24 protein-coding genes are annotated in these 23,307 nt (G+C 68.9%); 10 read left to right on the top strand and 14 right to left on the bottom strand.

The genetic code is table 11. The annotated features are described in order from the left end of the window. Position 1 precedes the first annotated feature (1 nt). Entirely contained in the window at positions 2-1,309 is a 1,308-nt protein-coding gene (locus EV648_RS35130) for a conjugal transfer protein (RefSeq protein ID WP_132299538.1), read from the bottom strand. Positions 1,310-1,718: 409 nt separating this feature from the next. On the opposite strand from EV648_RS35130, the gene EV648_RS35125 reads away from it, so the two are divergent. Both EV648_RS35125 and trxA read left to right on the top strand, forming a co-directional pair. After that, the gene (locus EV648_RS35125; protein ID WP_132299536.1) at positions 1,719-2,594 is read left to right on the top strand and encodes an aldo/keto reductase; all 876 of its coding nucleotides are present in this window, start codon (positions 1,719-1,721) and stop codon (positions 2,592-2,594) included. Between the two features lie 90 nt (positions 2,595-2,684). Continuing rightward, positions 2,685-3,074: a thioredoxin gene (gene trxA, locus EV648_RS35120; RefSeq protein WP_132299534.1), complete on the top strand. Its 390-nt coding sequence runs from the start codon at positions 2,685-2,687 to the stop codon at positions 3,072-3,074. Between the two features lie 225 nt (positions 3,075-3,299). Here the strand turns inward: trxA and EV648_RS35115 are convergent, their stop codons facing one another. Both EV648_RS35115 and EV648_RS35110 read right to left on the bottom strand, forming a co-directional pair. Then, positions 3,300-4,070, bottom strand: coding sequence for a hypothetical protein (locus tag EV648_RS35115; protein WP_132299532.1), 771 nt, complete (start codon positions 4,068-4,070; stop codon positions 3,300-3,302). A gap of 239 nt (positions 4,071-4,309) precedes the next feature. Then, a complete protein-coding gene (locus EV648_RS35110; RefSeq protein WP_132299530.1) occupies positions 4,310-5,587 on the bottom strand; it encodes an FAD-binding oxidoreductase in 1,278 nt (425 codons plus the stop codon). Positions 5,588-5,677: 90 nt separating this feature from the next. On the opposite strand from EV648_RS35110, the gene EV648_RS35105 reads away from it, so the two are divergent. Next, positions 5,678-7,231 (top strand): PucR family transcriptional regulator, encoded by a 1,554-nt coding sequence (locus tag EV648_RS35105; protein WP_132299528.1) that lies wholly within the window; start codon positions 5,678-5,680, stop codon positions 7,229-7,231. A gap of 292 nt (positions 7,232-7,523) precedes the next feature. Here EV648_RS35105 and EV648_RS35100 read toward each other — a convergent pair whose 3' ends face one another. Genes EV648_RS35100 through EV648_RS35090 form a run of 3 tightly spaced genes read right to left on the bottom strand, consistent with a single transcriptional unit; the run spans position 7,524 to position 10,116 of the window. Beyond that, positions 7,524-8,546, bottom strand: a complete 1,023-nt coding sequence (locus tag EV648_RS35100; RefSeq protein WP_132299526.1) for an NAD(P)/FAD-dependent oxidoreductase — start codon at positions 8,544-8,546, stop codon at positions 7,524-7,526. Then, positions 8,543-9,070 carry an isoprenylcysteine carboxyl methyltransferase family protein gene (locus EV648_RS35095; protein WP_199234990.1) on the bottom strand — a complete coding sequence of 176 codons (528 nt, stop codon included), beginning with the start codon at positions 9,068-9,070 and terminating at the stop codon, positions 8,543-8,545. Before EV648_RS35095 ends, EV648_RS35100 begins: the two co-directional genes overlap by 4 nt. Further along, positions 9,070-10,116: a type III polyketide synthase gene (locus tag EV648_RS35090; RefSeq protein WP_132299524.1), complete on the bottom strand. Its 1,047-nt coding sequence runs from the start codon at positions 10,114-10,116 to the stop codon at positions 9,070-9,072. Before EV648_RS35090 ends, EV648_RS35095 begins: the two co-directional genes overlap by 1 nt. Before the next feature lie 18 nt (positions 10,117-10,134). Between EV648_RS35090 and EV648_RS35085 the strand changes: the two genes are divergently transcribed. Next, a complete protein-coding gene (locus EV648_RS35085) occupies positions 10,135-10,962 on the top strand; it encodes a UbiA family prenyltransferase (protein WP_241995915.1) in 828 nt (275 codons plus the stop codon). 12 nt (positions 10,963-10,974) lie between these two features. Here the strand turns inward: EV648_RS35085 and EV648_RS35080 are convergent, their stop codons facing one another. Beyond that, the gene (locus EV648_RS35080; protein ID WP_132299522.1) at positions 10,975-11,850 is read right to left on the bottom strand and encodes a LysR substrate-binding domain-containing protein; all 876 of its coding nucleotides are present in this window, start codon (positions 11,848-11,850) and stop codon (positions 10,975-10,977) included. Between the two features lie 133 nt (positions 11,851-11,983). Here EV648_RS35080 and EV648_RS35075 point away from each other — a divergent pair, with 133 nt between their 5' ends. After that, positions 11,984-13,522 (top strand): MFS transporter, encoded by a 1,539-nt coding sequence (locus EV648_RS35075; protein ID WP_132299520.1) that lies wholly within the window; start codon positions 11,984-11,986, stop codon positions 13,520-13,522. A gap of 64 nt (positions 13,523-13,586) precedes the next feature. Here EV648_RS35075 and EV648_RS35070 read toward each other — a convergent pair whose 3' ends face one another. Both EV648_RS35070 and EV648_RS35065 read right to left on the bottom strand, forming a co-directional pair. After that, positions 13,587-14,279: an SRPBCC domain-containing protein gene (locus EV648_RS35070; protein ID WP_132299518.1), complete on the bottom strand. Its 693-nt coding sequence runs from the start codon at positions 14,277-14,279 to the stop codon at positions 13,587-13,589. After that, entirely contained in the window at positions 14,276-14,866 is a 591-nt protein-coding gene (locus EV648_RS35065) for a helix-turn-helix domain-containing protein (protein WP_132299516.1), read from the bottom strand. Before EV648_RS35065 ends, EV648_RS35070 begins: the two co-directional genes overlap by 4 nt. A gap of 137 nt (positions 14,867-15,003) precedes the next feature. Here EV648_RS35065 and EV648_RS35060 point away from each other — a divergent pair, with 137 nt between their 5' ends. Then, complete coding sequence (locus tag EV648_RS35060) at positions 15,004-15,633, top strand: GNAT family N-acetyltransferase (RefSeq protein WP_132299514.1); 630 nt, start codon at positions 15,004-15,006, stop codon at positions 15,631-15,633. 68 nt (positions 15,634-15,701) lie between these two features. Here the strand turns inward: EV648_RS35060 and EV648_RS35055 are convergent, their stop codons facing one another. The 3 genes from EV648_RS35055 to EV648_RS35045 all read right to left on the bottom strand — a co-directional run bounded on the left by EV648_RS35055 (position 15,702) and on the right by EV648_RS35045 (position 18,404). Further along, positions 15,702-16,055 carry a hypothetical protein gene (locus tag EV648_RS35055; RefSeq protein ID WP_241995913.1) on the bottom strand — a complete coding sequence of 118 codons (354 nt, stop codon included), beginning with the start codon at positions 16,053-16,055 and terminating at the stop codon, positions 15,702-15,704. A gap of 250 nt (positions 16,056-16,305) precedes the next feature. Then, a complete protein-coding gene (locus EV648_RS35050; protein ID WP_132299512.1) occupies positions 16,306-17,412 on the bottom strand; it encodes a GDSL-type esterase/lipase family protein in 1,107 nt (368 codons plus the stop codon). A 35-nt stretch (positions 17,413-17,447) separates the two neighbouring features. Continuing rightward, positions 17,448-18,404 (bottom strand): NADP-dependent oxidoreductase, encoded by a 957-nt coding sequence (locus tag EV648_RS35045; protein ID WP_132299510.1) that lies wholly within the window; start codon positions 18,402-18,404, stop codon positions 17,448-17,450. A gap of 135 nt (positions 18,405-18,539) precedes the next feature. Between EV648_RS35045 and EV648_RS35040 the strand changes: the two genes are divergently transcribed. Further along, a complete protein-coding gene (locus tag EV648_RS35040) occupies positions 18,540-19,067 on the top strand; it encodes a MarR family winged helix-turn-helix transcriptional regulator (RefSeq protein WP_132299508.1) in 528 nt (175 codons plus the stop codon). A gap of 362 nt (positions 19,068-19,429) precedes the next feature. On the opposite strand, the gene EV648_RS35035 is transcribed toward EV648_RS35040, so the two are convergent. Both EV648_RS35035 and EV648_RS35030 read right to left on the bottom strand, forming a co-directional pair. Beyond that, complete coding sequence (locus tag EV648_RS35035) at positions 19,430-20,203, bottom strand: SDR family NAD(P)-dependent oxidoreductase (protein ID WP_132299506.1); 774 nt, start codon at positions 20,201-20,203, stop codon at positions 19,430-19,432. Positions 20,204-20,225: 22 nt separating this feature from the next. Then, the gene (locus EV648_RS35030; protein WP_132299504.1) at positions 20,226-20,606 is read right to left on the bottom strand and encodes a helix-turn-helix domain-containing protein; all 381 of its coding nucleotides are present in this window, start codon (positions 20,604-20,606) and stop codon (positions 20,226-20,228) included. 91 nt (positions 20,607-20,697) lie between these two features. Between EV648_RS35030 and EV648_RS35025 the strand changes: the two genes are divergently transcribed. From EV648_RS35025 to EV648_RS35015, 3 genes are read left to right on the top strand one after another with little or no spacing between them, the layout of a single operon-like run. After that, entirely contained in the window at positions 20,698-21,621 is a 924-nt protein-coding gene (locus tag EV648_RS35025) for a zinc-binding dehydrogenase (RefSeq protein WP_132299502.1), read from the top strand. Further along, the gene (locus EV648_RS35020) at positions 21,618-22,028 is read left to right on the top strand and encodes a nuclear transport factor 2 family protein (RefSeq protein ID WP_132299500.1); all 411 of its coding nucleotides are present in this window, start codon (positions 21,618-21,620) and stop codon (positions 22,026-22,028) included. Before EV648_RS35025 ends, EV648_RS35020 begins: the two co-directional genes overlap by 4 nt. Positions 22,029-22,060: 32 nt before the next feature. Next, positions 22,061-23,278: a mandelate racemase/muconate lactonizing enzyme family protein gene (locus tag EV648_RS35015; protein WP_132299498.1), complete on the top strand. Its 1,218-nt coding sequence runs from the start codon at positions 22,061-22,063 to the stop codon at positions 23,276-23,278. Positions 23,279-23,307 lie beyond the last annotated feature (29 nt).

Here is a 23,307-nt window from a genome sequence, read left to right as displayed (position 1 = left end):
GTCATCCGACGGCTGCCACTTGCCATCGCTGTGCTCCGTCCGCGGCGACAGTACGCCGAAGAGTGAGCGAGTAGGTCTGGTCGAGGGTGGTGTCCCCGACACCGTCCCAGGTGACGGACGCCGTCGCCCGGCGCTCGTCATCGTTTCCGGTATAGACCTGCCAGTCCTTCAGTTTGTCCAGCTTCACCACGCCGTTCAGGCTGCTGATGGCCGCGCCGGGCGCGGTCACCGCCTCCACCTTGGCGTCGGACTCGGCGTACGCACTGAAGAAGGCCTCGGCGTCCTTCAAGGTGGCCGCGGTCAGGTCGTCGTCCGGCGCACCCGCCTCCGGCATGTTGTCCGGCAGCGCAGCCCGCTCGTCCGCCACGAACGACGGCGGACCGCTGGCGACGATCCGCGACGACGTCCGCGCGACCGGTACGGCGACGCGCTGCCAGGTGTAGGCGCCGGGCACCCAACTGCTGCCGCTCTTCGTGAACGCGCGCACCTGCACCCGCACGTCCACGACCGCCGTCACGCCGCTCTGATCGACCTTGACCTCACCCGGGTAGGCCGCGTTGGCGGTCTGCTTGCCGCGGCCGTTCCAGCCGACCCGGGCGTCCAGGCCGGCGGCCAGGTCCAGGCTGATCGAGGCCGGACGCGCGTCGGCGTTCGCCTCGTCCCAGTTCAGATAGGACACCGCGTACCGCGTGGCGACCGCGCGGGCCTCGTCGGCCGGGAACCCGGACTGCCCGCTGACGACGGTCGAGGGCGGTGTGTTCGGACGGATCCAGGACCGCACCCCGCTGATCGCTGCCAGCAGGAGTACTGCGACCACCAGGCCGCGGAAGAATCTGCGCGCCCAGGTGGAAAAACTCGATTCGGGCTCGGTCGACCACGGGGGCTGACTCGGCTCGAGGGGTTGGCGGACCGGGCCGGGGGGCGCGTGCACACCGTGCGGGGATCGCTGGCGGAGTCGCTCGGGCGGACGAGTGGCCTGGCCCTGCGCCTGCGGAGTTCGGGCGGCCGGCGGCTGCGCTGCCGGTGGCTGGGTGCCCGGCTGCTGGGTGCCCGGCGGCTGGGTGCCCGGCTGTTGGGGGCGGCGAGGTGGCGCCATCACCCCACCGGAATTCGGCGGCGGGGGCGCGCTGTACTGCGCCGCTACTCCCTGCGCCTGGCGAGGCGTAGGCGACACCGGGCCGTCGGGGTGTGACCACCACTCCGGCGCGGTGTTCTGCGGGCCTTGCCTGCGCGGCTTCTTCGTGCGCCGCTGGTCTGCCCAGTGCTCACCTTTTGGCGGCAGATTCAGCAACGTGCGCCACCAACTCATCGCTACCCGCCCCTCAGACAGCAGTTATGCGGACAGTAGCCGGGAGGATACGGCAAGCGACTGTCCGCCGGGAGACCTGAGACCAGGATCCGGATGCTCCATCGCACCCTGCAGCCATACTGTTACCCGCTTCTGCGCTCGCCGCACATCTACGGGTGAAGCGTGACAGCTTCGCTACCGTCTCCATAACTCCTCTCCCATGCCTGGTCTGGTCGACCAGGCAGCGCAAACCTTGCCATACGGACCCGACAGGGTTCGAATATCCGTGCGAACAACATGGTAGGCAGGACGATCCAACTGATCACAGATAGTAACCGGTACCCACGTCCGACCTGTGGAAAACTCTCCCGTGGCTCGGGGTCAAAGTACTAGTGTTCTGAGCGACCGGCAGACCTTCGGAAGGACTGGCATGGAGACTCGTCGACTCGGGCGCCTGGAACACCAGAGCTCGGTACTGATCTACGGTGCGGCTTCGCTGGGCGGTGTCGACCAGGATCGTGCCGACGCGTCGATCCAGGAGGCCCTCGACGCCGGCATCAACCACTTCGACGTGGCGGCCGACTACGGCGACGCCGAGCTGAGGCTCGGGCCGCGGATGGGAGAGATCCGGGACCGGATCTTCCTGGCCACCAAGACCGGACGCCGTACTTATGAAGAGGCGTGGTCGGAGATCAACCGCTCGCTGGAGCGGCTGCAGACGGACCGCGTCGACCTGATCCAGATGCACGCGGTGTGCGACCTGGAGAACCTCGACCTCGTCACCGGCAAGGGCGGTTCGCTCGAGGCCGCGGTCCGCGCCAAGGAAGAAGGCATGGTGTCCGCCATCGGGATCACCGGCCACACCGCGGAGGCGCCGTCGGTGCACCGCGAGGGGCTCCGACGGTTCGATTTCGACAGCGTTCTGACCCCGCTGAACTACCGGTTGTCGACGGATCCGAAGTACGCCGATGAGTACGCAGAGCTGGTAGAAGCTGTCAAGGCCTCCGACGCGGCGCTGATGACGATCAAGATGATCGCGAGGCGGAATTGGGCCGAGGGCGAGGAGAAAACCTACGACACCTGGTACCGGCCGTTCGACGAACAGCGTTATGTGACGGCCGCGACAGCATGGCTACTCAATGGTCACCCAGAGATCACCGGGCTTGCCACCGCCGGCGAGACGCGGCTGCTGCAGCAGATGGTCGTTGCGGAGCGCGAGCGCGCCGACCTCAGCCCGGAGGACGCCGCGGCGATCCTGGACGAGGTGCAGGACTACGCTTCTCCGTTCGTGAACATCCCGATCTAGTACTCCGTACGGCCCGGCGCGGGGCTGGGGAACAACTCGGGGGCCCCGCGCTGTTGTAAGGGTCGTATTCGTCTAACTTCGGAGGTCGTAGTGGCAACGGTCGAGCTGTCCCAGGAGAACTTCGACAAGGTCGTCGGTTCCGACGGGCTCGTCCTGGTGGACTTCTGGGCAGATTGGTGTGGCCCGTGCAAGATGTTCGGGCCGGTGTACGAGAAGTCGTCTGAGACGCATGAGGACATCACGTTCGGCAAGGTGGACACGGAGGCCCAGGCGGAGCTCGCTCAGGCGTTCCAGATCAGCTCCATCCCGACGCTGATGGCCGTCCGTGACGGTGTCGTCCTGTACTCCCAGCCGGGCGCCCTGCCCGCCGCCGCGCTGGAGGACCTGATCTCCCAGTTGCGCGCGGTCGACATGGAAGAGGTCCGGGCCCAGATCGCGGCCCACGAGGCCGAGCACGGCAGCGAGCCCCACACCCACTGACGTGGCGTGACGGCTCACTCAGAGTCGCAAAACCCGCAAGAGGTCCCGACCGGATACCGGTCGGGACCTCTTGCATTTGTGACCGGATACCGGTCGGAGCCTCTTGCATTTGTGACCGGATACCGGTCGGGGCCACTGCGTTCGCCCGGATTGAGGTCGGGCTTCTGCAATTTCCGGTCGAATACCGGTCGATTTTGCCTGCCAAACCCACTTATCGGTCAGAAATCACTCGCTGTATCGCGTTGGCGGGTTTGCAGTACCGCCGGCGTCCGGGAGCACCTGAAGCGTGTCTGCCAGGGTCCGGCGAGCAGACCCCTGCTGGAGATGAACGCTGCGCCCAGCCGCCGCCTTCAGAGCTTGGCGCTCTGGGGACGCGAGGCGATCCCACGCCCGCAAGGTCAGGTCCAACGCATGGTACTGCTCGTTCCCGGTGAGTGATCTCGAGACGCTCTCGAGCAGAACGTCGGCATCCACCAGGGACAGATCGCCCTTCATCAGCCCCAGAGCCATCACCCGCATCACCGGCGTCCCCTTGAAGAACATCGACCTGACCTCGGCCTTGTCGAACTTCTCGACCGCGGACGCGGCGGCGACCTGAGCCACGATCCGGTCCAGGAGCTGAGCCCGGATGTCCTGGTACGTGTCACCGCTGAGCTCGGTGTAGATGCGGGCATACGTGTCGATCTGACGGTCGAGCCCGAGCTTCTGCAGGGTTTGAGCACTTTGCCGGGCTCCGGCATCCACAACCTGCTCGACGAGATCGATGATGACGCTACCGACGGCCGCTGAACTCAGCCGGTCGACGATTGACGGCAGCAGCAGGAGCACGGCGCCCGCTACCAGTACCGCTATCAACGCTCCGGTGTCGGACCCGGTGAACAACCCGACGATACCGCTGACCAGCAGCGCGAAACCCGCGAGCAGGCAGATCGTGCGGTAGACGACCTCAAGCACTTTGGGCGCGATTTCCAGCCAGACTCTGTCGTCGTCGGGCATCGGCCGCGGGACTTGTCCGTACTTGGCCGGAGCAGGTGGTCCTGGGTCTCCGTCAGGCTTCTGTACCACTGTTCATCCCCGGCCCTGGTCCGTCAGAAGGTTCGGACGATGGTCCCCCGAGGGCGAGCCGCAGGCAAGAGCGAGCAACCGCTCTCAGAAGCCAGAGAGCGTGGCTCCGGGGGTCTTGCGCCGTGCAAGGGACGGCGACCCGGGGAGCCACGCTCTCGCTGCATCGGGCCTCAGCGCAGTGGGTTGAACGGCGCCAGTTCGACCGGGGTGCGGCCGGTGGTGATCGTCTCCGCGAGGAGTTGGCCGGTGATCGGGCCGAGCGTGATACCCCACATGCCGTGGCCGCCGGCGGCGAAGACGCGCGGCGAGGAGGTGGCGCCGATCAGCGGCAGGCCGTCCGGGGTGCACGGGCGCGGGCCGACCCACTCGAAGGTGCGGGCGTCCAGGTCGGCGTCGCGCAGCAGCGGCCGGGCCGCCTCCACGATCGCGTTGATCCGGCGCGGGTCGAGCTTGGCGTCGGGCTTGCGGAACTCCATCATCCCGGCGACGCGGAGCCGGTCACCCAGCGGCGTGCAGGCGATCCGCTGCGCCGGGAAGTACACCGGGCCGGCCGGCACGTGTGCGATCGGCACGCTGAAGCTGTAACCACGACCGGCCTGGACCACGGTCCGGACGCCGAACTGCCGGGCCAGATCGCCGAGCCAGGCGCCGGTGGCCATCACCGCGGCGTCGTACGGGGTGCTCTCGCCGTCGGCGGTGACGATGCGGACGCCGCGGATCTCGTCGACGATGTCCTTCACGACGACGCCGGTGACGATGTTGCCGCCGCGGGCGCGGACCGAGTCGGCCAGCATGTGCACGTACTCGCCCGGGTTGATGAAGCGCTGGCCGTGCAGCCGGATCGCGGCGCCGATCTCGTCGGACAGCGACGGCTCGATCTCGCGGGCGTCGTCGCCGCTGATCGCCTCGAACTCGATGCCCTGGCCGGCCGCGTGGATGTGCTCGATCTCCTCGAGCAGCACGGTCCGCTCGGCCTCGGTCCGGTAGGCGGCGAGGAAGGACTTCGCCTCGTACGTCTCGGCCTCGACGCCGGCCTTGGCCAGCGCGTCGAACGCGTTCAGCGCCTGCCGATTGATCGGCACCAGTGCCTCCATCGCGGTCTTCCAGCGTCCGGCGGTGCTGTTGCGAGCGAACCGGGTCAGGAAGGAGATCAGTCGCGGGCTCGCCGTCGGCGGTACGTAGACCGGCGACGAGGGGCTGAGCACCGCGCCGATGCCGTACTTCAGGACAGCCGGCTCCGGCAGCGGGGTGGCGAGGCCGGGGGTGAGCCAGCCCGCGTTGCCCCAGGAGGCACCAGCGGCGACGCCTTCGCGATCCAGCACGGTGACCTCGATGCCGGCCTCCTGGAGGAACCAGGCGGTGGCGAGGCCGACCATGCCGGCGCCGACGACGGCGACCCGGTCGGGAACGATGTGAGTGCTCTGCGCGGAAGAACCAACAGCGACCATGCATCGATGGTGCGTCGCGCCGCGAGCCCTGTCATGGTGCGATCACACCACTGATAGGCGAAATGACAGTGGCGAGAGCACAATAACCTCATGATCACTGCGCCTGACCTGGTCGTTGCCGTCGGACCGGCCCTGTTCGAGGTCGTCGTCACCGGTCATGGCGACGGCGAGGTCCGGGACGTCTTCCTGGCGGACCCGCAGGAGCCTGCCACAGGTCAGCCCGGCGACCTGGTACTGGGGCTGGGTCTGCGCAACGCCGAGGAGGCAATCGAACTAGTCGAGCGCTGTGCCGCCGGCAACGCCTCCGGCATCGTCCTGCGTACCGCGCTCGCCAACGACCCCGCAGTGGTCGCCACAGCCGAGCGCTGGCTCCTCACTCTGATCGCGCTGCAGCCGACCGTCACCTGGGCCCACGTGGTCTGGCTACTGCGCGGCGTGATCGACCGCGCTGCCGCACCCGACTCCCCCGCTGCCGGTGACGCCGGCGTCCACCAGGAGCTCTTCGCCCTGGCGGACGCCGCCGCAGCCATCGTGGACGCACCGGTGACCATCGAAGACAACCAATCCCGGGTACTGGCCTACTCGTCCCAGCACGACGTCTCCGACACCGACCCGACCCGCGTCTCCACGATCGTCGGTCGCCGGGTCCCGGCCGAGGTCATTGCGCACTTCCGCGCCCGGGGGATCTTCCGCCGCCTGGCCCGGTCGAGCGAGCCGTTCCTGGTGCCCGATGGCCCGAACGGCATCCGCCCGCGGCTCGTAGTACCGGTTCGGGCTGGTGGTGAGTGGCTGGGCTCGATCTGGGCCGTAGTGGACGGGCCGGTGAGCGATGAGGTGACTGCCGAGCTCAGCAACGCGGCCTCTGTCCTCGCGCTGCACATGCTGCGGCTGCGGGCTCAGGCGGACGTCGCCCGGCGCAGTGCCATCGACCGCCTGCGCACTGTGCTCCGGCAGTTCTCCCCCGACACCACGGTCGACGTACGGCTGCCACCTCAGCCGTGGCGTGTGGTGGCGCTCGGCTCGCCCCCTGGGTACGACGTACCGCAGGAGCTGGACCTCTGGGAGTCGACAGGTCGCCGGCACGGGTGGAGCGAGCCACAGCTGGCAGACCTCGACGGCACAGTCCTGGCGGTCGTCTCCGACGGCGACGGGCCTGGTTCGTGGCGCTGGCTCCGCAAGCTCGTCACAGATCTGGCCAAAGACTCCCCCGGTACTACGGCTGCGGCCGGCGGACGCGCACGTGGTCCCGCGGATCTCCCGAGCTCCCGAGCCGAGGCGGTCGAACTACTCGGCCTTGTACGCCGTGGGGTGGCTCCCGGCCCGGCACTCCGCGTCGAGCAGGCCTGGCACGTGCTGACCGTGCATCGGGCGGTCACTTCGCTCGACACCACCAAGCTGGACGGGCCGCTGGCCACATTGTTGCGGCACGACATCGAGCACGACACCTCGTTCGTCGACACCCTGCAGGCCTGGCTGAACTACCCGGGCCAGCCGCAACGGGCCGCCAAGGAGCTCCATCTACACACGAACACGCTGCGGCACAGGATGAAGCGCATCGGCGAGATCGCCCGGCTCGATCTGTCCGACCCGCGCGAACGCCTCGCCTTGCAACTCCAGATCGCGGCGGTCCGGACCGAGCGCTGAGAGCTCCGGAGGCGAGCACTGAGATCTATGCCACAGGCCCAAGTAACAAGGCTTCATATTCCGGCAACGGCTGAGCAACATCCGGCTGGCAATCTTTTACTCAGAAACACCGAGAGCTTGTCCCAGCTTTTCACCAGGAGGCTGGGGCAAACCGTTCCAGCCTTTCACCAGGAGGCTGGAGCACCCGGGCGAGCATTTCACCAGGATGCTCGGCCACCGTGGGGCCCGGCGATTGTCTGAGCGATCGCCGGGCCTACGCGACTTCCAGGCCCGGCCGAGTTCAGGCCGAGTTTCAGGCCAGTTGGTTGACGATGGCCCCGAAAACCACGGGAAGCCGGGCCGCGGCAGGCACGATGCGCGGAGCGAGCAACGACCGGTTCCGGGCCCAGAGCAACGAACCGGTCAGGAACCGGCACTCCCAGGACACCCGCCGCCAAGCAGCCTCATACGCAGCCGGCCGATCCTCGGAAACACATCGCACCAGCTCGGCCGAGGTCCGCAGCGCCACCGCGATCCCCTCGCCCGTCAGCGCATCGACATATCCCGCCGCGTCGCCGACCAACATCACCCGCCCCACCACCCGGCCGCGCACCCGCTGCCGCAACGGCCCGGCCCCGAGTACCGACGTCGCCTCCCCGGCATCGAGCAGCCGCTGCTTCAACGCCGGGAACGCCTCCAGATGCGAGTCGAAGGACCCACGCTCGCTGGTCAGAATCGCGACCCCGACGAGATCCTCCGCCACCGGCGTCACATAGGCCTCTCCCAGTGACGACCAGTACACCTCCACCAACTCGGTCCACGGCTGAACGGAGTAGTGCCGCCGCAACCCTCGCCGTACCTCTCCCTCCGCCCGGCGGTCCGTACCGAGCCCCACTTGGCGCCGGGTCGAGGAGTGCAGACCGTCAGCAGCAGCCAAGTACCGAGCAGTGATCCCGGCAGCAGTCACGGAGTCCGGCCCCTGCTCAACCGCACCCACCCGCTCCGGCACGACCGGGATCTTCAGTTCGGCCAGCCGATCACGTAACGCCTGCTGCAGCACCGTACGTCGTACGCCGAGGCCCGGGCCGACCCGGAAGCGGGCGTCGACGGAGTGCGTCGGGTCGAGATAGCGGATCCCGTAGAAGGGCCGGCCGTCGAGCGCGACGCCCAGGCGCGCGAGGTAGTCCGCGGCGCTGTGCGCGATCCCCTCGCCACAGGCCTTGTCGATCGGCGCTTGCCGCGGCTCCACCACGACGACCGAGAGCCCCGCGAGCGTCGCCCGGATCGCCGTCGCGGCACCCGCCGGCCCGGCGCCGGCCACCAGCAGGTCGATCACTTGGTGAGTGCCGTGTCCAGCGCTGCTTCCTCGGCGCGGATCCGGACCGCCAGCAGCGGGATGTTCAGCAGCAGGAAGAGAGTCGCCGTGATCCATGCGGTGTGCACCAGTGGCAACGCGATGCCCTCCGCGACGACAGCGACGTAGTTTGGGTGCCGCAACCACTTATAGGGGCCGGAGGCAACCAAAGGCAGCCCCGGGACGACGATCACCCGGGTGTTCCACTGGTGGCCGAGCACGCTGATGCACCACCAGCGCAACCCCTGGGCCAGCACGACCACCGCGAGCATCGTCCAGCCGAGCGTCGGGATGAACGGCCGGTCCGCGACGATCGCCTCGACCACGCAGGCCGCCAGAAACCCGGTGTGCAGCAGCACCATGAACGGGTAATGGCCCTTCCCGTACTCCACGCCGCCGCGGCTGAAGCTCCACCGCGCGTTGCGCAGCGACACCACCAGTTCGGCCACTCGCTCGAGGCCGACCAGCAGTACGAGTACGACGTACCACCACAACGACGTGTCCATCACCACTCCAGCAGTACGAGCTCGGAACAGAAGCCGGGGCCCATCGCTAGCAGCAGGCCCATCCCCGAAGGATCCAGGGCCAGGGTGTCACCGAGCACGTGCAGCACCGAGGACGACGACAAGTTGCCCACGGCGTCGAGCGACTTCCAGGTCATGTCGAGCGCGCCCGGGCGCAGATCCAGCGTCTCCGCGACGGCCTCGAGCACCTTCGGTCCGCCCGGGTGACTGACCCAGGTCCCGATCTCCGGCACTGTCAGGGCGTGGTCCGCCAGGAAGGCCTTGACGTCGTCGCCCAGGTACTGGCGGACCACCTCGGGCACATCCGCACCGAGCACGATCCGGAATCCGCCCGAGCCGATGTCCCAGCCCATCACCCGCTCAGAGTCGGGATAGAGCCGCGAACGCGTCGCCACCACCGAGGGCCCCGCGGCCGCAGGGTGATCCGAGCCGGTCAGCACGACCGCGGCCGCGCCGTCGCCGAACAACGCGCCGCCGACCAGGTTCGGCAGCGACGAGTCGTCACGTTGGAGAGTCAGCGAGCACAGTTCGACCGACAACAACACCGCGACATGGTCCGGCCATGCCTTCAGGTAGTCATGCAGCCGCGCGATCCCGGCCGCTCCCCCGACGCAGCCGAGTCCGAACAACGGCATCCGCTTGAGGTCCTCCCGAAGCCCCAGCCGCACTGCGACCCGAGCGTCGATCGACGGCGCCGCCACCCCGGTCACGGTGGTGAACATCAGCACGTCGACGTCGTCCACCGACAACCCTGCGGCCTCCAGCGCACCCGACACGGCCTCGGCCCCGAGATCGACCGCCGACGCGATCCACTCGTCGTTCGCCTCGCCGAAGTCCTTCAGTACGCCGTACCGCGCGAGCGGCAGAGCGAGATGCCGGTGGGAGACTCCGGCGTTCGCATGCAGCCGGCGCAGCAGGCCGACCCCCTTGCCGTCGGGCAGGCAGATCTCCGCGAAGGCGTCGGTGAGCTCGGACTGCGCGTAGCGGTTCGGCGGCAACGCGGCCTGTACCGCGGCGATCCGCGTCATCGTGGCATCGTTGGGTCCGTGACCCGGGCCGCTGCCGTCAAGGATGTCGTCAAAGGGCTTGCGATGGCGAGCCATCCGGGCCCGACCGTTGCCGTCACCACCCTCGTCACCGTTGTCGCCTGGTCAGCCGGCCGAGACCTCGCCGGGTGCCTACTAGTCGCCGCAGCAATCCTCACCGGCCACCTCTCAATCGGCTGGAGCAATGACGCGATTGACGCAACCCGCGACACCAGTGTGGACCGAAAAGACAAACCGATCGTCCTCGGGCTGGTGAGTCGCCGGACTGTTTGGACCGGCGCGACGGTGACAGCGGCCGCCTGCATCCCGTTGTCGCTCGCCAGCGGGCTGCTCGCCGGCCTCGCTCATCTGGTCGGCGTGGCCTCGGCCTGGGCGTACAACCTCGGCCTCAAGTCGACCCGGATCTCCTGGGTCCCGTACGCCGTGGCGTTCGGCCTGCTGCCGTCGTTCGTCACTCTCGGCACGAGTGGCACCTGGGCTCCGTGGTGGGCCTCGGCCGCCGCCGCGTTGCTGGGAGTCGGCGCGCATCTGGCGAACGTAGTACCGGATCTTGCTGATGATCTGGCGACCGGTGTCCGCGGGTGGCCGCAGCGGCTGGGGTGGTTGGCGCGGTTCCTCGCGCCGCTGCCGCTCGCTGTGGCCACAGCACTCCTGGTGATCGCGCCGCCCGGTCCGGTCGGAGTCGTCGGGTGGATCGCGCTCGCGGTCGTCGCGGCGTTGCTGGTGGTGATCGTGGCGTGGAAGGACGCGCCGTTCCTGATCACGATCGCGGTGGCCGCGGTCAGCATCGTTGCCCTCGTCATCCGCGGCGACGCGCTCGTGCCGTAGCTCGACCGCGGTTCAGGTGGCGGCGGGTTTCAGCGGCGCGTTGCTCCCGAGGATGGCGGCGGTCAGCGCCTCGGCCGGCTCCTTGGCGGCCCGCGGGTTGGTGATCAGGACGAGGTCGATCGACGGCAGTTCCGGCAGCCCCGCGCTCGGCGGCGGCTCGACCAGGTCGGCCGGCATCAGCGACCGCGCGAAGATCCCGATCCCGAGACCGGCCCGTACCGCGGCCAGTACGCCGTTCACGCCGCGGACGATGCAGGTGATCCGGCAGGACCGCCCGGCTTGTTCCAGAGTCTGGACACCGAGAGACCGGCTCAGACTGGGAGCCTGATAGGCGACGAGCGGTACCGGCCCGTCGGGCGCGATCCTGGTGCCCGAGATCCCGGCCCAGACCAGCGGGTCCCGCCGGACCAGGCGGCCGTTCGGCTCGTAACCGGCTCCCACGGTGTGCTTGACGTACGCCAGATCCAGGTGACCCGACTCGACCCTGCGGAGCAGATTGGGGCTCTGCGCAACGGTGAGTTCCAGGTCGATCCGCGGATAGAGCTGCCGGAAGTCCCGCAGGATCCGCGGCAGCGGGGTGAGCGCCAGGTCGTCGGTGACGCCGAAGCGCAGCCGGCCGCGCAGCTCCGACCCGGTGAAGTAGCCGGCCGCCTCCTCATGCGCGGCCAGGATCGTCCGGGCGAAGCCGGCCATCGCCTCGCCGTCGGCGGTCAGCGTGACGGTCCGGGTGTCGCGGACGAACAGCGGCCGGCCGACCGCCGTCTCGAGTTTGCGCACATGTTGGCTGACCGTCGGCTGCCGGATGCCCAGCCGTTCGGCCGCCTGGGTGAAGCTGAGGGATTGCGCCACCGCCAGGAACGTGCGCAGCTGATCGGGGTCGTAGGCCACTCTCACACCTCTCTCACAGCTTCATTACGGGACGCTATAAGACTAATAGGAGTAATTCGCTGTCGGAATCCGGCCTGGGCCGGTGAGGATGGAACCGTCCTCCCCTGACATGTCCACTTCGCAAGGATCACTCTTGACCACCCGGGCTTCCGGTTCTGTCCATCCCGTCGTCGACTTCCACACCCACCGTCCTGCGGGCAGCCCGGCCGCCCGCCCCGAGGAACTGCCCCCGGCCCAGCGCCGGCCGGGCTTCCGGGACACCTTCAGCGCCCTGCAGGTGCGCAACTTCCGGCTCCTGGTCTGCGGCCTGTTCGTCACCTCGACCGGCGGCTGGGCCCAGCGCATCGCCCAGGACTGGCTGGTGCTGACGCTGACCGGCAGCGCCACTGCCGTCGGCATCACCACTGCCCTGCAGTTCACGCCCACGTTGCTGTTCGGCCTCTACGGCGGCGTCATCGCGGACCGGTTCCCCAAGCGCAGGGTGCTGCTGGTCACCCAGGCGACGATGGGCACCCTGGCCGCGACGATGGCGGTCCTCGCCCTGACCGGTGACGTGCACGTCTGGCAGGTCTACTCGATGGCGCTGATCCTCGGTCTGGCGACCGCGGTCGACAACCCGACCCGGCAGTCCTTCGTCACCGAACTGGTCGGCAAGCAACGGCTGCGGAACGCGATCAGCATGGTCTCGTCGACGTTCCAGCTCGGCGGCCTGATCGGTCCTGCGCTCGGCGGAGCGATGATCGGCGCCGTCGGCATCGGCTGGTCGTTCGCACTGAACGCGTGCACCTTCTTCGGCTCGATCTCGGCCCTGCTGCTGATGCGCGAGAGCGAGATGCCCGGCCTGTCCGCCGCGCGCAAGGCAAGTCAGGGGATGCGGATCCGGGACGGCCTGCGCGATGGCGTCCGGTACGCGTTCCACGAGCCGGCCGTGCGCTGGGCGGTCGTGCTGGTCGGCATCTTCGGCATGTTCACCATCAGCCTGCCGGTGACGCTGACCGCCTTCGCCGACGTCGTCTTCCACACCGGCGCCGCAGGATACGGCGTGCTGAACTCGGTCGTCGCGGTCGGGTCACTGACGGGTGCGCTGCTGTCCGCCCGGCGGATCCGTCCCACCCGGTTGCGCAACCTGGTCGGAATCGCGTCGATCCTGGCGATCACCGAGATGGTGGCCGCGATCCAGCCGTCGCTGTGGACCTTCCTGCCACTGCTCTGCGCGCTCGGCATGGCCACGCTGATGTTCCTCACCGCGGCCCAGTCGATGGTGCAGCTGACCACGCCGGACGGACTGCGCGGGCGCGTCGCCGGCATCTACAACCTGGTCTTCATCGGCGGCGGCGCCATCGGCGGCCCGACGGTCGGCTTTGTCGCCGAGCACTGGGGCGCCCGGACCGGCCTGCTGCTCGCCGGCCTCATCCCGGCCACCGCGACCATCGTGATCGGAATCAAGCTGGCCAGGGCAGGCAGGTTCCGCGTGGTGGTGCTTCGCCCGACGGCGAGGTCTCCCTGGCGGCAGCCGCCGCTACGCCTCGGCCTGACGCAGACCGAGGTACGGGTCGGTCGTCCGGCGGCACCTCGCATCGACCGGCCGTTCACCCTCGGCCGGCGTCACCACCAGCACAACACCGCCCACCCGCGCCCCCGCCGTACCAGGCGCCGGCCGCTGCATCACTGAAACAGCGCCATCAGCTGAAGCCGTGGCTCCTTCGAGGAGGGGTCCGGCTTCAGAGGTAGAGCCCTCAGAGATAGAGCTCGGTGAGCCAGGACTGCCAGGCGTCCTCCAGACGCTTGGCGTCCTGGTTGCCGTAGTAATGGTGGCCGAGGGCAACGGACATGCCGAGCAGGTTGCGTCCGTGGAAACGCAGCAGCGCCTGGTCCGTGCGGACGCCGATGTGGCTGGGGCCGAAGTAGTCGAGCAGCCCGACCACCGGCTCCAGGCCGTACACCTCAAGCTGGACCTTGTCCCGCACGATCGACGTGCCCACCACCCGCTGGAGCTTCTGCCAGGCCTCTTGGGTGTTCGACCACGCCGGGCCCTCGGCAACGATGTAGGTGGCCGGCTGACCCGCGAAGTTCGAGAGGTACTGCGCGAGCGTGTGGAAGTAGAGCCCCCAGCCGCGGGAGGTCGCCTCGTACTCCGCTTCCCAGTCGTCGCTCTGGAACCCGGTCTGGGTGAACCGCAGTACCGCGGAACCGCCATCACGAGCCTCGATCAGGTACTCGTACGACGAAGACCCAGCCTGTACCACGTACCCGTGGCCCGGCTCCCAGCGCGTCACCACGCCGTCCGCGGAGATACCGTTCTCGTCGGGTGCCGGGTCCATCGGAGCGAACCAGGCGGTCATCCCTTCCGGTGTGGAGATCGCGTCCCACACCTGGTCAGGTGTCGCTTCCAGTGGAACCTCTATCTCGTACCGGCGTTCATCGCTCATCGTCCCTCTCCCCTCGGTTTGGGGTGCACGGCAACCACCAGCCGATGTCTGCGCCCGCTCGGCGCGGACTCGTCGTGGTACTTGGCAACCAATCCGGTCAGCGCCTGCGACAACTCGGCGGCGAAGGCGGACCGGTCGGCCGCGGAGGCGAAGCGGATCTCCCCGTCGACCGCGAAGGTCGCGAGCTTGCGCCGGGCCTTCCGCGCTCCGACCAACATCTCCCCCACCTCACGCAACGTCCTCGCTGCCAGCGCCAGCAACCACCGCGCGGAGAATCCGTCCGGCGAATCCGCCGGATCCGGCTGCACGCCCGCCAGTACCCGCGGCGAGATCAGGTATGCCGAAGCGGTCGCTTGCAACACCCGTTCGGTGCAGTTGCCCTTCCGGCGCTCCTCTACAAGTTCGACCAGACCATGCTTCTCCAGCGCCCGCAAGTGGTAGTTGAGCTTCTGTCGCGGCAGATCCAGCCTCCCGGCCAGCGTCGTGGCCGATCCAGGCTCGACCAGCTCGGCCAGCAGCCGCACGCGCACCGGGTCCAGCGAGACCCCCGCCGCCCCAGGATCGTCGATCATCGCCAGGTCTTCCATGCCTCGACGCTCCCACCGACAACTTTTGTTGTCAAGACGATCATCATCGTCGGCTGGTCCGGATGGCGGGAAATACCCGGCACCGCCTCCGCCGGGCAGAAGGATGAGCAGTCGAACGACAGATTGATTGGGGAACGATGACCTTCCAGCTCGAAGGACCCGTGCTCGAAGGCGAGTTCGTGCGCCTCGAGCCGTTGGATCACCGGCACGCGGCAGACCTGGCGCTGGCCGCCGAGCAGGACCGCGGTTCGTACGGTTTCACCTGGGTGCCGAGGGCCACCGAAGTCGGCAACTACATCGACACTCAACTCGGCCGGGCGGCGAGCGGCCGACTCGCGCCGTACGCGCAGATCTCGGTGGCATCGGGCCGCGCAGTCGGGGCCACGTCGTACTGGGATCCACGGCTCTGGCCGACCGGCGATCGGCTCTGCGCGATCGAGGTCGGTTTCACCTGGCTCGGGTCCGTTGCCCAGGGCACCGGGATCAACGCGGAGGCGAAGTACCTGCTGTTCCGGCACGCGTTCGAGACCTGGGAGGTGGCGCGGGTCGATCTGAAGACCGATGCGCGCAACACCCGCAGCCGGGCCGCGATCGAACGCGTCGGCGCGAAGTTCGAGGGTGTACTGCGGAACTGGTCGAACTCGTGGGCGCCGGGTGAGACCGGCCTGCTCCGCGACTCCGCCATCTTCTCGATCATCGCGTCGGCGTGGCCGGAGACCCGGGCGCTCTTGGAGCAGCGGCTGGCGGGGATTCGTCAGCGGGGCTAGGTGTTCGAAGGCCTCGCGCCCCCGGGAGATTCCGGGGGCGCGAGGTGATTCAGTTGGTTGGGTGTTGTTCAGCGGGTGTTCTTGGCCGCGAGGCAGCCGCGGACGTCGTGCGGTGGGCATTCCTCGCTCTCCTGGATCGTGACGCTCGCGTCGTACGCGCCGAACTTGAAGAAGTCGCGGTACGCCTTGTTGACGGTGATCTTGGCCTGGTACTTCCCGGCCGGCAGGTCGGCCGGCTGCCCCGTGCCGTTGTAGTCGTAGCTGAAGGTGTTGGCCGACCATCCGGCCTGCAACCCCCAGACCGCGCCCAGCGTGAACGGATTCGCGCTACACCCGTCCGGGTACGGCGAAGTGTCGAGCGCGTCAGGTCTGGTCCGGGATCCCTCGCCATTCAGGCACACTGTCTGGTCCCGATCGAGCACCTTCTTCCCGGTGCCGGTTCGGCCGCTGCCTTCGTGATCGTGGATGACGCGGCACCCGCGGCTCCCGCAGCCAGTGCCACCAGTCGGCGGCCCCGGTCACGGCAACCGCCGAACGACCGATTCTCCTTCAAGTACTGATGATCTTCCCCTCCCGTTCGGGCTGACCCGCCTCACGGGTCACTGGTCCCTTACAGTGAGTACGACGTGACCCGCAGTGGCAAAGGTTGATCTCAGTTCCATGGCACTTCCGTCACGAGAGGGCGAGGGTCTCCAGGTCTACGGCGTCGGCCATGGCCTGGGCGCCTTTGTCGTTGAGGTGCATGCCGTCGCCGCTGTCCAGGGCTGGGTGGAGGTAGTCGGGGGCTTCGGGGTTCTCGACAGCTCGGGCCACATCGAAGACGGCGTCGAAAGTGGCGGTGGTACGGATCCAGTCGTTGACCTCGCGTCGGGCGGCGAGACCCTCGGGGGTACTGATGCCGGGGTAGATGGCGCCCGCGAAGGGGCCGATGGTGGCGGCGAGGATCAACAGGTTGGCCTGGTGGGCGCGGTGGGCCAAAGTTTTGAAGCCCTCGATGAGGTCGGCAGAGGTGGCGGGCGGCTCGCCGGACATGCCGGGGAGGCCGAGGTCGTTCATGCCGAGGTGCACCAGGACGTGGGTCAGGCCGGGAATCGAGAGGACGTCGCGGTCGAAGCGCGCCAGTGCGTGCTCGCCGACCTCGTCCCGCAGTAGGCGGTTTCCGGCAATGCCCTGGTTGACGACCCACCCCCGCTTGAGGCGCCGGTTGAGGAAGTCAACGGAGCGGTTGTTCGCCCCGGTCGTGGAGCCGACCCCTTCGAACCAGGAGTCGCCGAACGCCACGGCGATCGCGGTGTCGTCCGGGGCGAGCACGTCGACGCCCGAGACGTAGAACCTGGCTTCGGCCTGCTCAGCCTCAGGGAGAGCGGGAGACGCGACGTAGTTCCCGCCGACAATGTGAGCGGTCTCCATGGGCTTGTGGGAGTAGGTCGCCAGGCCTGTCTCCTCAGGGAGATAGAGGCTGAGGTTCAGATCGGCGCCGGGCGCGACGGGCAGATCCACCGGGTCACCGACGGCCTCAGCTCCCGGCGGGATGGTGAGCTTCTCGCTGCCGTCGAAGGTGAGGTTGGTCTGCCCGTGCTCGGTGGCGACCGCCGCGGCGCCGATGGTCAAGGGGGTGCGGCCGTAGCGATTCGTCAGGCGTACGCGGAGGCGTTCTCCTCCGCCGGCCATGTGGAGGACCTGTCGCACCGTCTGGTCGGCGAAGCCGCGCGGTTCGCTGAGCTTGACCTGCTCATAGGGACTGATCACTGCGGTGCGGAAGCCGGCCGTCCAGATCATGTTTGCTCCGTTCGTAGGGTTCGGAATATCGCGGCTCAGGCGGGGGTCAGGATGGTCTTTCCGGGCAGCCGTCCGGCTGCGGCTTGGTCGTGGACGGCGGCCAGGTCGGCTAGCGGCCGCCGCTCGGCCACGTCGATCTTCAGATCTCCGGCGTCCACGCGGGTGACCAGCTCGGCGAGCTGGGCGGGGTCGCTGCGCGTGAAGACCCGAACCGTGCGCACGCCGCGTCCGGCATCCTCCGGGCCGGGCGTGGTCGTGCTGACGAAGGCGCCGCCGTCGGCGACCAGGGCCACGAGCTGCGCGGTCTCCTCCGGGCTGGTGGGCGTCAGGTCCGGGCTGGTGGGCGCCAGGTGCAACACGACGTCGAACCGCTCCCCGGCCACCGCCTGCGCGATCGGGGTAGCGGTGTAGTCGATGATCCGGTCCGCGCCGTAGGAGCGGATGCGGTCATGGCTGCGCGCGCTGGCGGTCGCGGTCACGGTGGCACCCGCCTGCTCGGCGAGTTGGACGGCGTACCCGCCCACTGCGCCGCCAGCGCCGTCGATGAGGACACTCTGGCCCGGCTTCAGGTCGGCGTGCTCGAACAGCGCCTGCCAGGCCGCCAGCCCGACCGAGGGCAGTGCCGAGGCGTCGGCAAGTTCGCCTGTTCGGGGGGCGGCGGCCAGCGCCTCTGCGGGTGCGGCGACGTACTCGGCGGCTGCGCCGGCCGCGGTCGGCGGCAGGAATCCCACCACGGCGTCCCCCACACTCCAGCCACTCACGTCCGCGCCGACCTCGGTGATGACACCGGCCACGTCATGGTTCGGAATGTGCGGGAGTCGCACCGGGAACACCTGCTGCAACAAGCCCGCGCGGATCGCCGCGTCCAACAGGTTGAACGCGGTACCGGCCACCTGCACCACCACCTGCCCGGCGCCTGCCTCCGGGCGATCAGCGTCCTCGTACACCAGGACGTCGCTGTTGCCGTAGGAGTGGTAACGCACTGCCTTCATTGACTCTCTCCCTCACTCACTTGCTTCGAAGTTGAAACATATAGAAGATAACCTGCTACGACTTCGAAGCACACCGTTTTCGGGATGTGACGGTCGGCATACTGCTTTGGATTCGAAGCATGTATCGTGGGGCGGATGACCGGCCCCGATCCCGCCGACACCGGCGGCGTCCAAGCGCTCGATCCCCAGGAGCTGGGGGCCTACTTCGCTCTGATGGAATCCGTGAGCCTGCTCCATCACCACGTCGAACAACACCTACGCACCGAGGGCAACCTCAGCTACGTGCAATTCCAGCTCCTGGCCCGCCTCGCCGGCAGCGACGGCCAGCTGACCATGACGCAACTCGCCGACGGCGTCGTCTACAGCCGCAGCGGCCTTACCTACCAGGCCGGCCTGCTGGAGAAGGCCGGCCTCATCACCCGCGGCCCCAGCTCCGACGACGAGCGCGCCACCCTGGTCACCATCACCGACAACGGCCGGGCACTCGTCGACCGCGTCCTGCCCGGTCACGTCCAGGACGTCCGCCGCCTGCTGTTCGACCCCTTGTCGGACGATGACCTGCAGCACCTCGGCGACATCATGACCCGCGTCCGCGATCACATGCGCGCCCAGCCACCCCGCTCCGCCGCCCCCCGCAAACGCCGCCCCAGCCCCAACTCCTAACCCCCGCCACGACGCGGGCCTCAACCCGCAATTCACCCCTCGGCCCGAGCTGAGGCTCGTCGGAGGTGAGGCGCGGGCTGGCCGGAGTACTACAGACAGTTATGGGAGGGTGACCTACCTGCCGATGAAGCTGGCCGCCGGCGCCAACTCCATCAAGGTCCACAACCCCACCGGCTACATCGCCGACATCGACTGCATCACCGTCTAGTCGACGTCGCCCTCCCCCGGAAGGGGCGGACCGCCTGCCCGCGGTCCGCCCCCTTTCGCGTCTTCAGCCGCGCCCTCGGGACCTACTGATCCCAGGTAAACAGGAAGGGCGAGCCCCAACGGGTCCCGCCCTTCCCGCGTGTCAGTCCGCCCGATCAGATGGCGGAGGTGAGGCCGCCGTCCATGGGGACGATAGCGCCGGTGACGTAACTGGCTCGAGGGGAGGCGAGGAAGACGGCGACGTTGGCGACTTCCTCCGGCTCGCCGACGCGGCCCATCGGGATCTCGGCGACCTGCTCGGCGAGCAGTTCTTCCTTCGGGCGGCCGGTGGCCCGGACGGCGGCGTTGAGGCCCTCGTCCACGCGACCGGTTCGGGTCGTCCCGGGGTTGATCACGTTCACCCGGACACCGCGATCGGCGTACGCCTTGGCATAGCCGACGGAGGCGAGCATCAGCGCAGCGTTGGCCGCGCCGCCGCCGATGTGCAACGGGTTGGCCGCGCGACCGCCCTGGCCGACGACGTTCACGATCGAGCCGCTGCCGCGCTCCACCATCCCGCGCACGACGGCCTCCGTCGCGTGCATGTAGGTGAAGTACTTCGCCTCCATCGCCGCGTGCAGTGCCTTGCTGTCGAGCTCGGCCGGTGGCGTACGCCGGGCCGCGCCCGCGCAGTTGACCAGGACGTCGATCGCGCCGATCCGCTCGAACGCGGCCGCGGTGGCCTCGGGGTCGGTCAGGTCCACCGCCTCGACGTCCACCGTCAGTCCCTTGCCGGCGAGCTCCTGCTGGGCGGCGGCCAGGTTGGCCGGATCGCGGGAGATTCCGATCACCTTGGCTCCCTCGCGGGCGAGCGCCTCGGCGCAGGCCAGTCCGATCCCCTTGCTCGCCCCGGTGACCACCGCGGTCAGGCCGGACAGTTGCAGATCCACAGAATCGCTCCTCGGTGCCGGTTCAGTCCCGGGCGTCGTAGTCGTTGCGCGCAGCAACGATCTCGTCCATGTGCTGGTACGCCCAGGTGCGCATCGTGGCGACGGCGGCACCGAGGCTCTGGCCGAGCGGGGTCAGCGTATAGGTGACGGTGATCGGCACGGTAGGAACGACGTCACGCCGGACCACCCCGTCGCGCTCCAGGTGCCGCAGTGTCTGGGTGAGCATCTTCTGGGTGATCCCCTCGATGCTCGCCTTCAACTGGCCGGAGCGCAGCGTGTCCTCGCGCTCGAGGGTGGTGATGATGAGCATCGTCCAGGTGTCGCCGATCCGGCCGAGCACCTGACGGGTCGGGCAGGCGCCTTTTGTGGCGTCCCACCTGCCGCTGACCTGGTCGGTATCCATGAGGTGCCTATAGCAGTAGAAAGTGCCGTCTTCCGCACGCCGCGGCCGGATCCGTAGCGTCCTTGCCGAGTCTAGTGACAGGAGCGAAACGGTGAAGGCAGTGGTACCGGCAGGACTCGGCAAGGTCGAGGAAGCCGACGTGGACGAGGTCGAACCGGCGGCGGGCGAACTGACGATCGAGGTCGCCACGTTCTCCATCAACCGGGGCGAGACCTTCCAGCTCGACAACCCTCCGTCCGACTGGCGTCCGGGCAAGGACGTCGCCGGCCGGGTGGTGCGCGCCGCACCGGACGCAACTGGTCCGGCGGTGGGCTCCCGGGTGGTGGCGCATCTGCCGCACTCGGGCTGGGCCGAACGCGTCGTCGCCCGGACGGATCAGGTCGCAGTACTGCCTGACGCGGTGTCGCTCGAGCAGGCGGCTGCTCTTCCGTTGGCCGGCCTGACGGCGCTCCGGATGTTGCGCGTGGCCGGCAGCGTCATCGGCCGACGGATTCTCCTGACCGGTGCATCGGGCGGAGTCGGGCACTACTTCACCGAACTCGCCGCCGCGTCGGGCGCCTCCGTCACGGCGGTCGTGTCCTCCCCCGCCCGCGGCGAGCGACTGCTCGAACTCGGCGCCGAGACCATCGTGTACGACGTGGCGGACGCGCGCGGGCCGTTCGACCTGGCGCTGGAATCGGTCGGCGGCGAGAGCCTGCCGATCGCGCTCTCCAAGGTCGGCCCGGGCGGCAAGCTGATCTGGTTCGGCGAGGTCAGTCGCCAGCCGGCCCGGCTCGACTTCTTCGACCTGTTCGCCGGTCCTGAGGGCGCGAGCATCCAGCACTTCCACTACACCTCCAGCGCCGCGGACGGACCCGACCTGGCGACCTTGGTCCGCCTCGTCGAGACCGGCCGCCTGCACCCCGAACTCGGCCGGATCGACGACTGGTCGGCCACGGCCGAAGTACTCGAAGACCTCAGAGACCGGCGCATCCGCGGCAACGCAGTACTCACTCTCGGAAAGGAACAGCAGTGACGAGCAGCAAGGACCCGAAGACCGTCGTGACCCGGTACGTCGAGGCCGTGGCGGCGGGTGATCTGCCCACCATCCGGGCCAGTTTCTCCCCCGACGTCGAGTGGACGTATCCCGGCGACCTGCCCCTGTCGGGCACGTGGCGCGGTCGGGACGCTGTCGTCGACGACTTCCTCGGCGCGGCCGCGGGCAAACTGTTCTCGCCGGACGTGCCGGTGGTGATCCGGCTGACGAACGTGCTTGCCGACGGCGACCAGGTGTTCGCCGAGTGGACCGCGCAGGCGACCGCCCTGGGTGGCGGCGCCTACGACAACCAGTGCTCGGGTGTGTTCACCGTGCGGGACGGGCAGATCATCGCGGTGCGCGAGTACACCGACACGGACCACGCTCGGCGAGTGCTCTTCGGCTGACAGGATGGGGTGATCCGACAGGAAGGACCGGGATGAGGATCACCGGGGTCGAAACCATCCGGCCCGCCATCCAGCCGAACCTGCTGTTCGTGCGGTTGCACACCGACGACGGGCGGATCGGCCTCGGGGAGGCGTTCTTCGGCGGCCGCACGGTCGAGTCCTACCTGCACGAGTCCGCGGCCGACGTCCTGCTCGGCACCGAGGATCCCGCGCCCGAGGCGATCGCCCGCACGCTCACGTCGTACACGGGCTATGCCGGCGCGGGAGTCGAGACGCGGGGCAACGGTGCGATCGACCTCGCGTTGTGGGACCTCGTCGGTCAGCAGGCGGGACTGCCGCTGGTCGCCCTTTTCGGTGGTCCGGTGCGGGCGTCGCTGCCGACGTACAACACGTGCGCTGGTCCCGGATACATCAGCAAGAGCGTCCGGCAGCGGTCCGACAACTGGGGTGTGCCGAGCGGCGGACCAGAGCGCTGGGACGACCTGGACGCCTTCCTCAACCGGCCGGCGGCGCTCGCCCGCGAGTTGTGGGACGAGGGCATCCGCGGGATGAAGGTCTGGCCGTTCGACCAGGCGGCCGAGGCAACGAACGGTACCGACATCTCGCCGGCCGACCTGTCCCGCGGGCTCGCGGTGATCGAGGCGATCCGGTCCGAGGTCGGCCTCGAGATGGCGCTGATGGTCGAGCTGCACGGCCTGTGGAACCGCCGGGGAGCGACCACGATCCTGCAGTCGCTCGAGCCGTATCGCCCTTACTGGGTGGAGGATCCGATCCGCCCGGACGCGGTCGACGCGCTCGCCGCACTGTCGGCCGACACCGCTGTACCGATCGCGACCGGCGAGACCGTCGTCGGGCGGCGGGGCTTCCTCCCGCTGCTCGAACGCGGCGCGGTCGACGTGATCACGGTCGACGTCCAGTGGACCGGCGGACTGACCGAGGCGCGCAAGGTCGCCAGCCTCGCCGACACGTACGGCGTACCGGTGGCGCCGCACGACTGCACCGGACCCGCGACGTTGGCGGCGTGCATCCACCTGACCCAGTCGGCGCCGAACGGCCTGACCCAGGAGACCGTCCGCGCCTTCCTCCGCACCTGGTACGCCGAACTGGTCGACGGACTGCCGGAGATCGTCGACGGCCGGGTCACGGCCACGACCGCTCCGGGCCATGGGGTGAACCTCCGCCCCGGGCTCGCCGAGAGCGACCAGGTCGAGCGCCGGGTCACCACTCTCCAGGCAAAACGGGTGCGGTAGGCAACTTTCCCCGGCGCGCGGTCGAAGTA

Origin of the sequence: Kribbella sp. VKM Ac-2568 (assembly GCF_004345365.1) — a bacterium.
GTDB classification, from domain to species: Bacteria; Actinomycetota; Actinomycetes; order Propionibacteriales; family Kribbellaceae; genus Kribbella; species Kribbella orskensis.
The sequence above is the reverse complement of the archived record's forward strand: the minus strand, read 5'-3'. Positions and strand labels throughout refer to the sequence as shown.

Bases quoted from the DNA above. Each gene is read 5' to 3' on its own strand.
- EV648_RS35130 (WP_132299538.1), bottom strand. From the start codon at position 1,309: ATGAGTTGGTGGCGCACGTTGCTGAATCTGCCGCCAAAAGGTGAGCAC.
- EV648_RS35125 (WP_132299536.1), top strand. From the start codon at position 1,719: ATGGAGACTCGTCGACTCGGGCGCCTGGAACACCAGAGCTCGGTACTG.
- EV648_RS35115 (WP_132299532.1), bottom strand. From the start codon at position 4,070: ATGCCCGACGACGACAGAGTCTGGCTGGAAATCGCGCCCAAAGTGCTT.
- EV648_RS35110 (WP_132299530.1), bottom strand. From the start codon at position 5,587: ATGGTCGCTGTTGGTTCTTCCGCGCAGAGCACTCACATCGTTCCCGAC.
- EV648_RS35105 (WP_132299528.1), top strand. From the start codon at position 5,678: ATGATCACTGCGCCTGACCTGGTCGTTGCCGTCGGACCGGCCCTGTTC.
- EV648_RS35095 (WP_199234990.1), bottom strand. From the start codon at position 9,070: ATGGACACGTCGTTGTGGTGGTACGTCGTACTCGTACTGCTGGTCGGC.
- EV648_RS35090 (WP_132299524.1), bottom strand. From the start codon at position 10,116: ATGACGCGGATCGCCGCGGTACAGGCCGCGTTGCCGCCGAACCGCTAC.
- EV648_RS35070 (WP_132299518.1), bottom strand. From the start codon at position 14,279: ATGAGCGATGAACGCCGGTACGAGATAGAGGTTCCACTGGAAGCGACA.
- EV648_RS35065 (WP_132299516.1), bottom strand. From the start codon at position 14,866: ATGGAAGACCTGGCGATGATCGACGATCCTGGGGCGGCGGGGGTCTCG.
- EV648_RS35060 (WP_132299514.1), top strand. From the start codon at position 15,004: ATGACCTTCCAGCTCGAAGGACCCGTGCTCGAAGGCGAGTTCGTGCGC.
- EV648_RS35050 (WP_132299512.1), bottom strand. From the start codon at position 17,412: ATGATCTGGACGGCCGGCTTCCGCACCGCAGTGATCAGTCCCTATGAG.
- EV648_RS35045 (WP_132299510.1), bottom strand. From the start codon at position 18,404: ATGAAGGCAGTGCGTTACCACTCCTACGGCAACAGCGACGTCCTGGTG.
- EV648_RS35040 (WP_132299508.1), top strand. From the start codon at position 18,540: ATGACCGGCCCCGATCCCGCCGACACCGGCGGCGTCCAAGCGCTCGAT.
- EV648_RS35030 (WP_132299504.1), bottom strand. From the start codon at position 20,606: ATGGATACCGACCAGGTCAGCGGCAGGTGGGACGCCACAAAAGGCGCC.
- EV648_RS35015 (WP_132299498.1), top strand. From the start codon at position 22,061: ATGAGGATCACCGGGGTCGAAACCATCCGGCCCGCCATCCAGCCGAAC.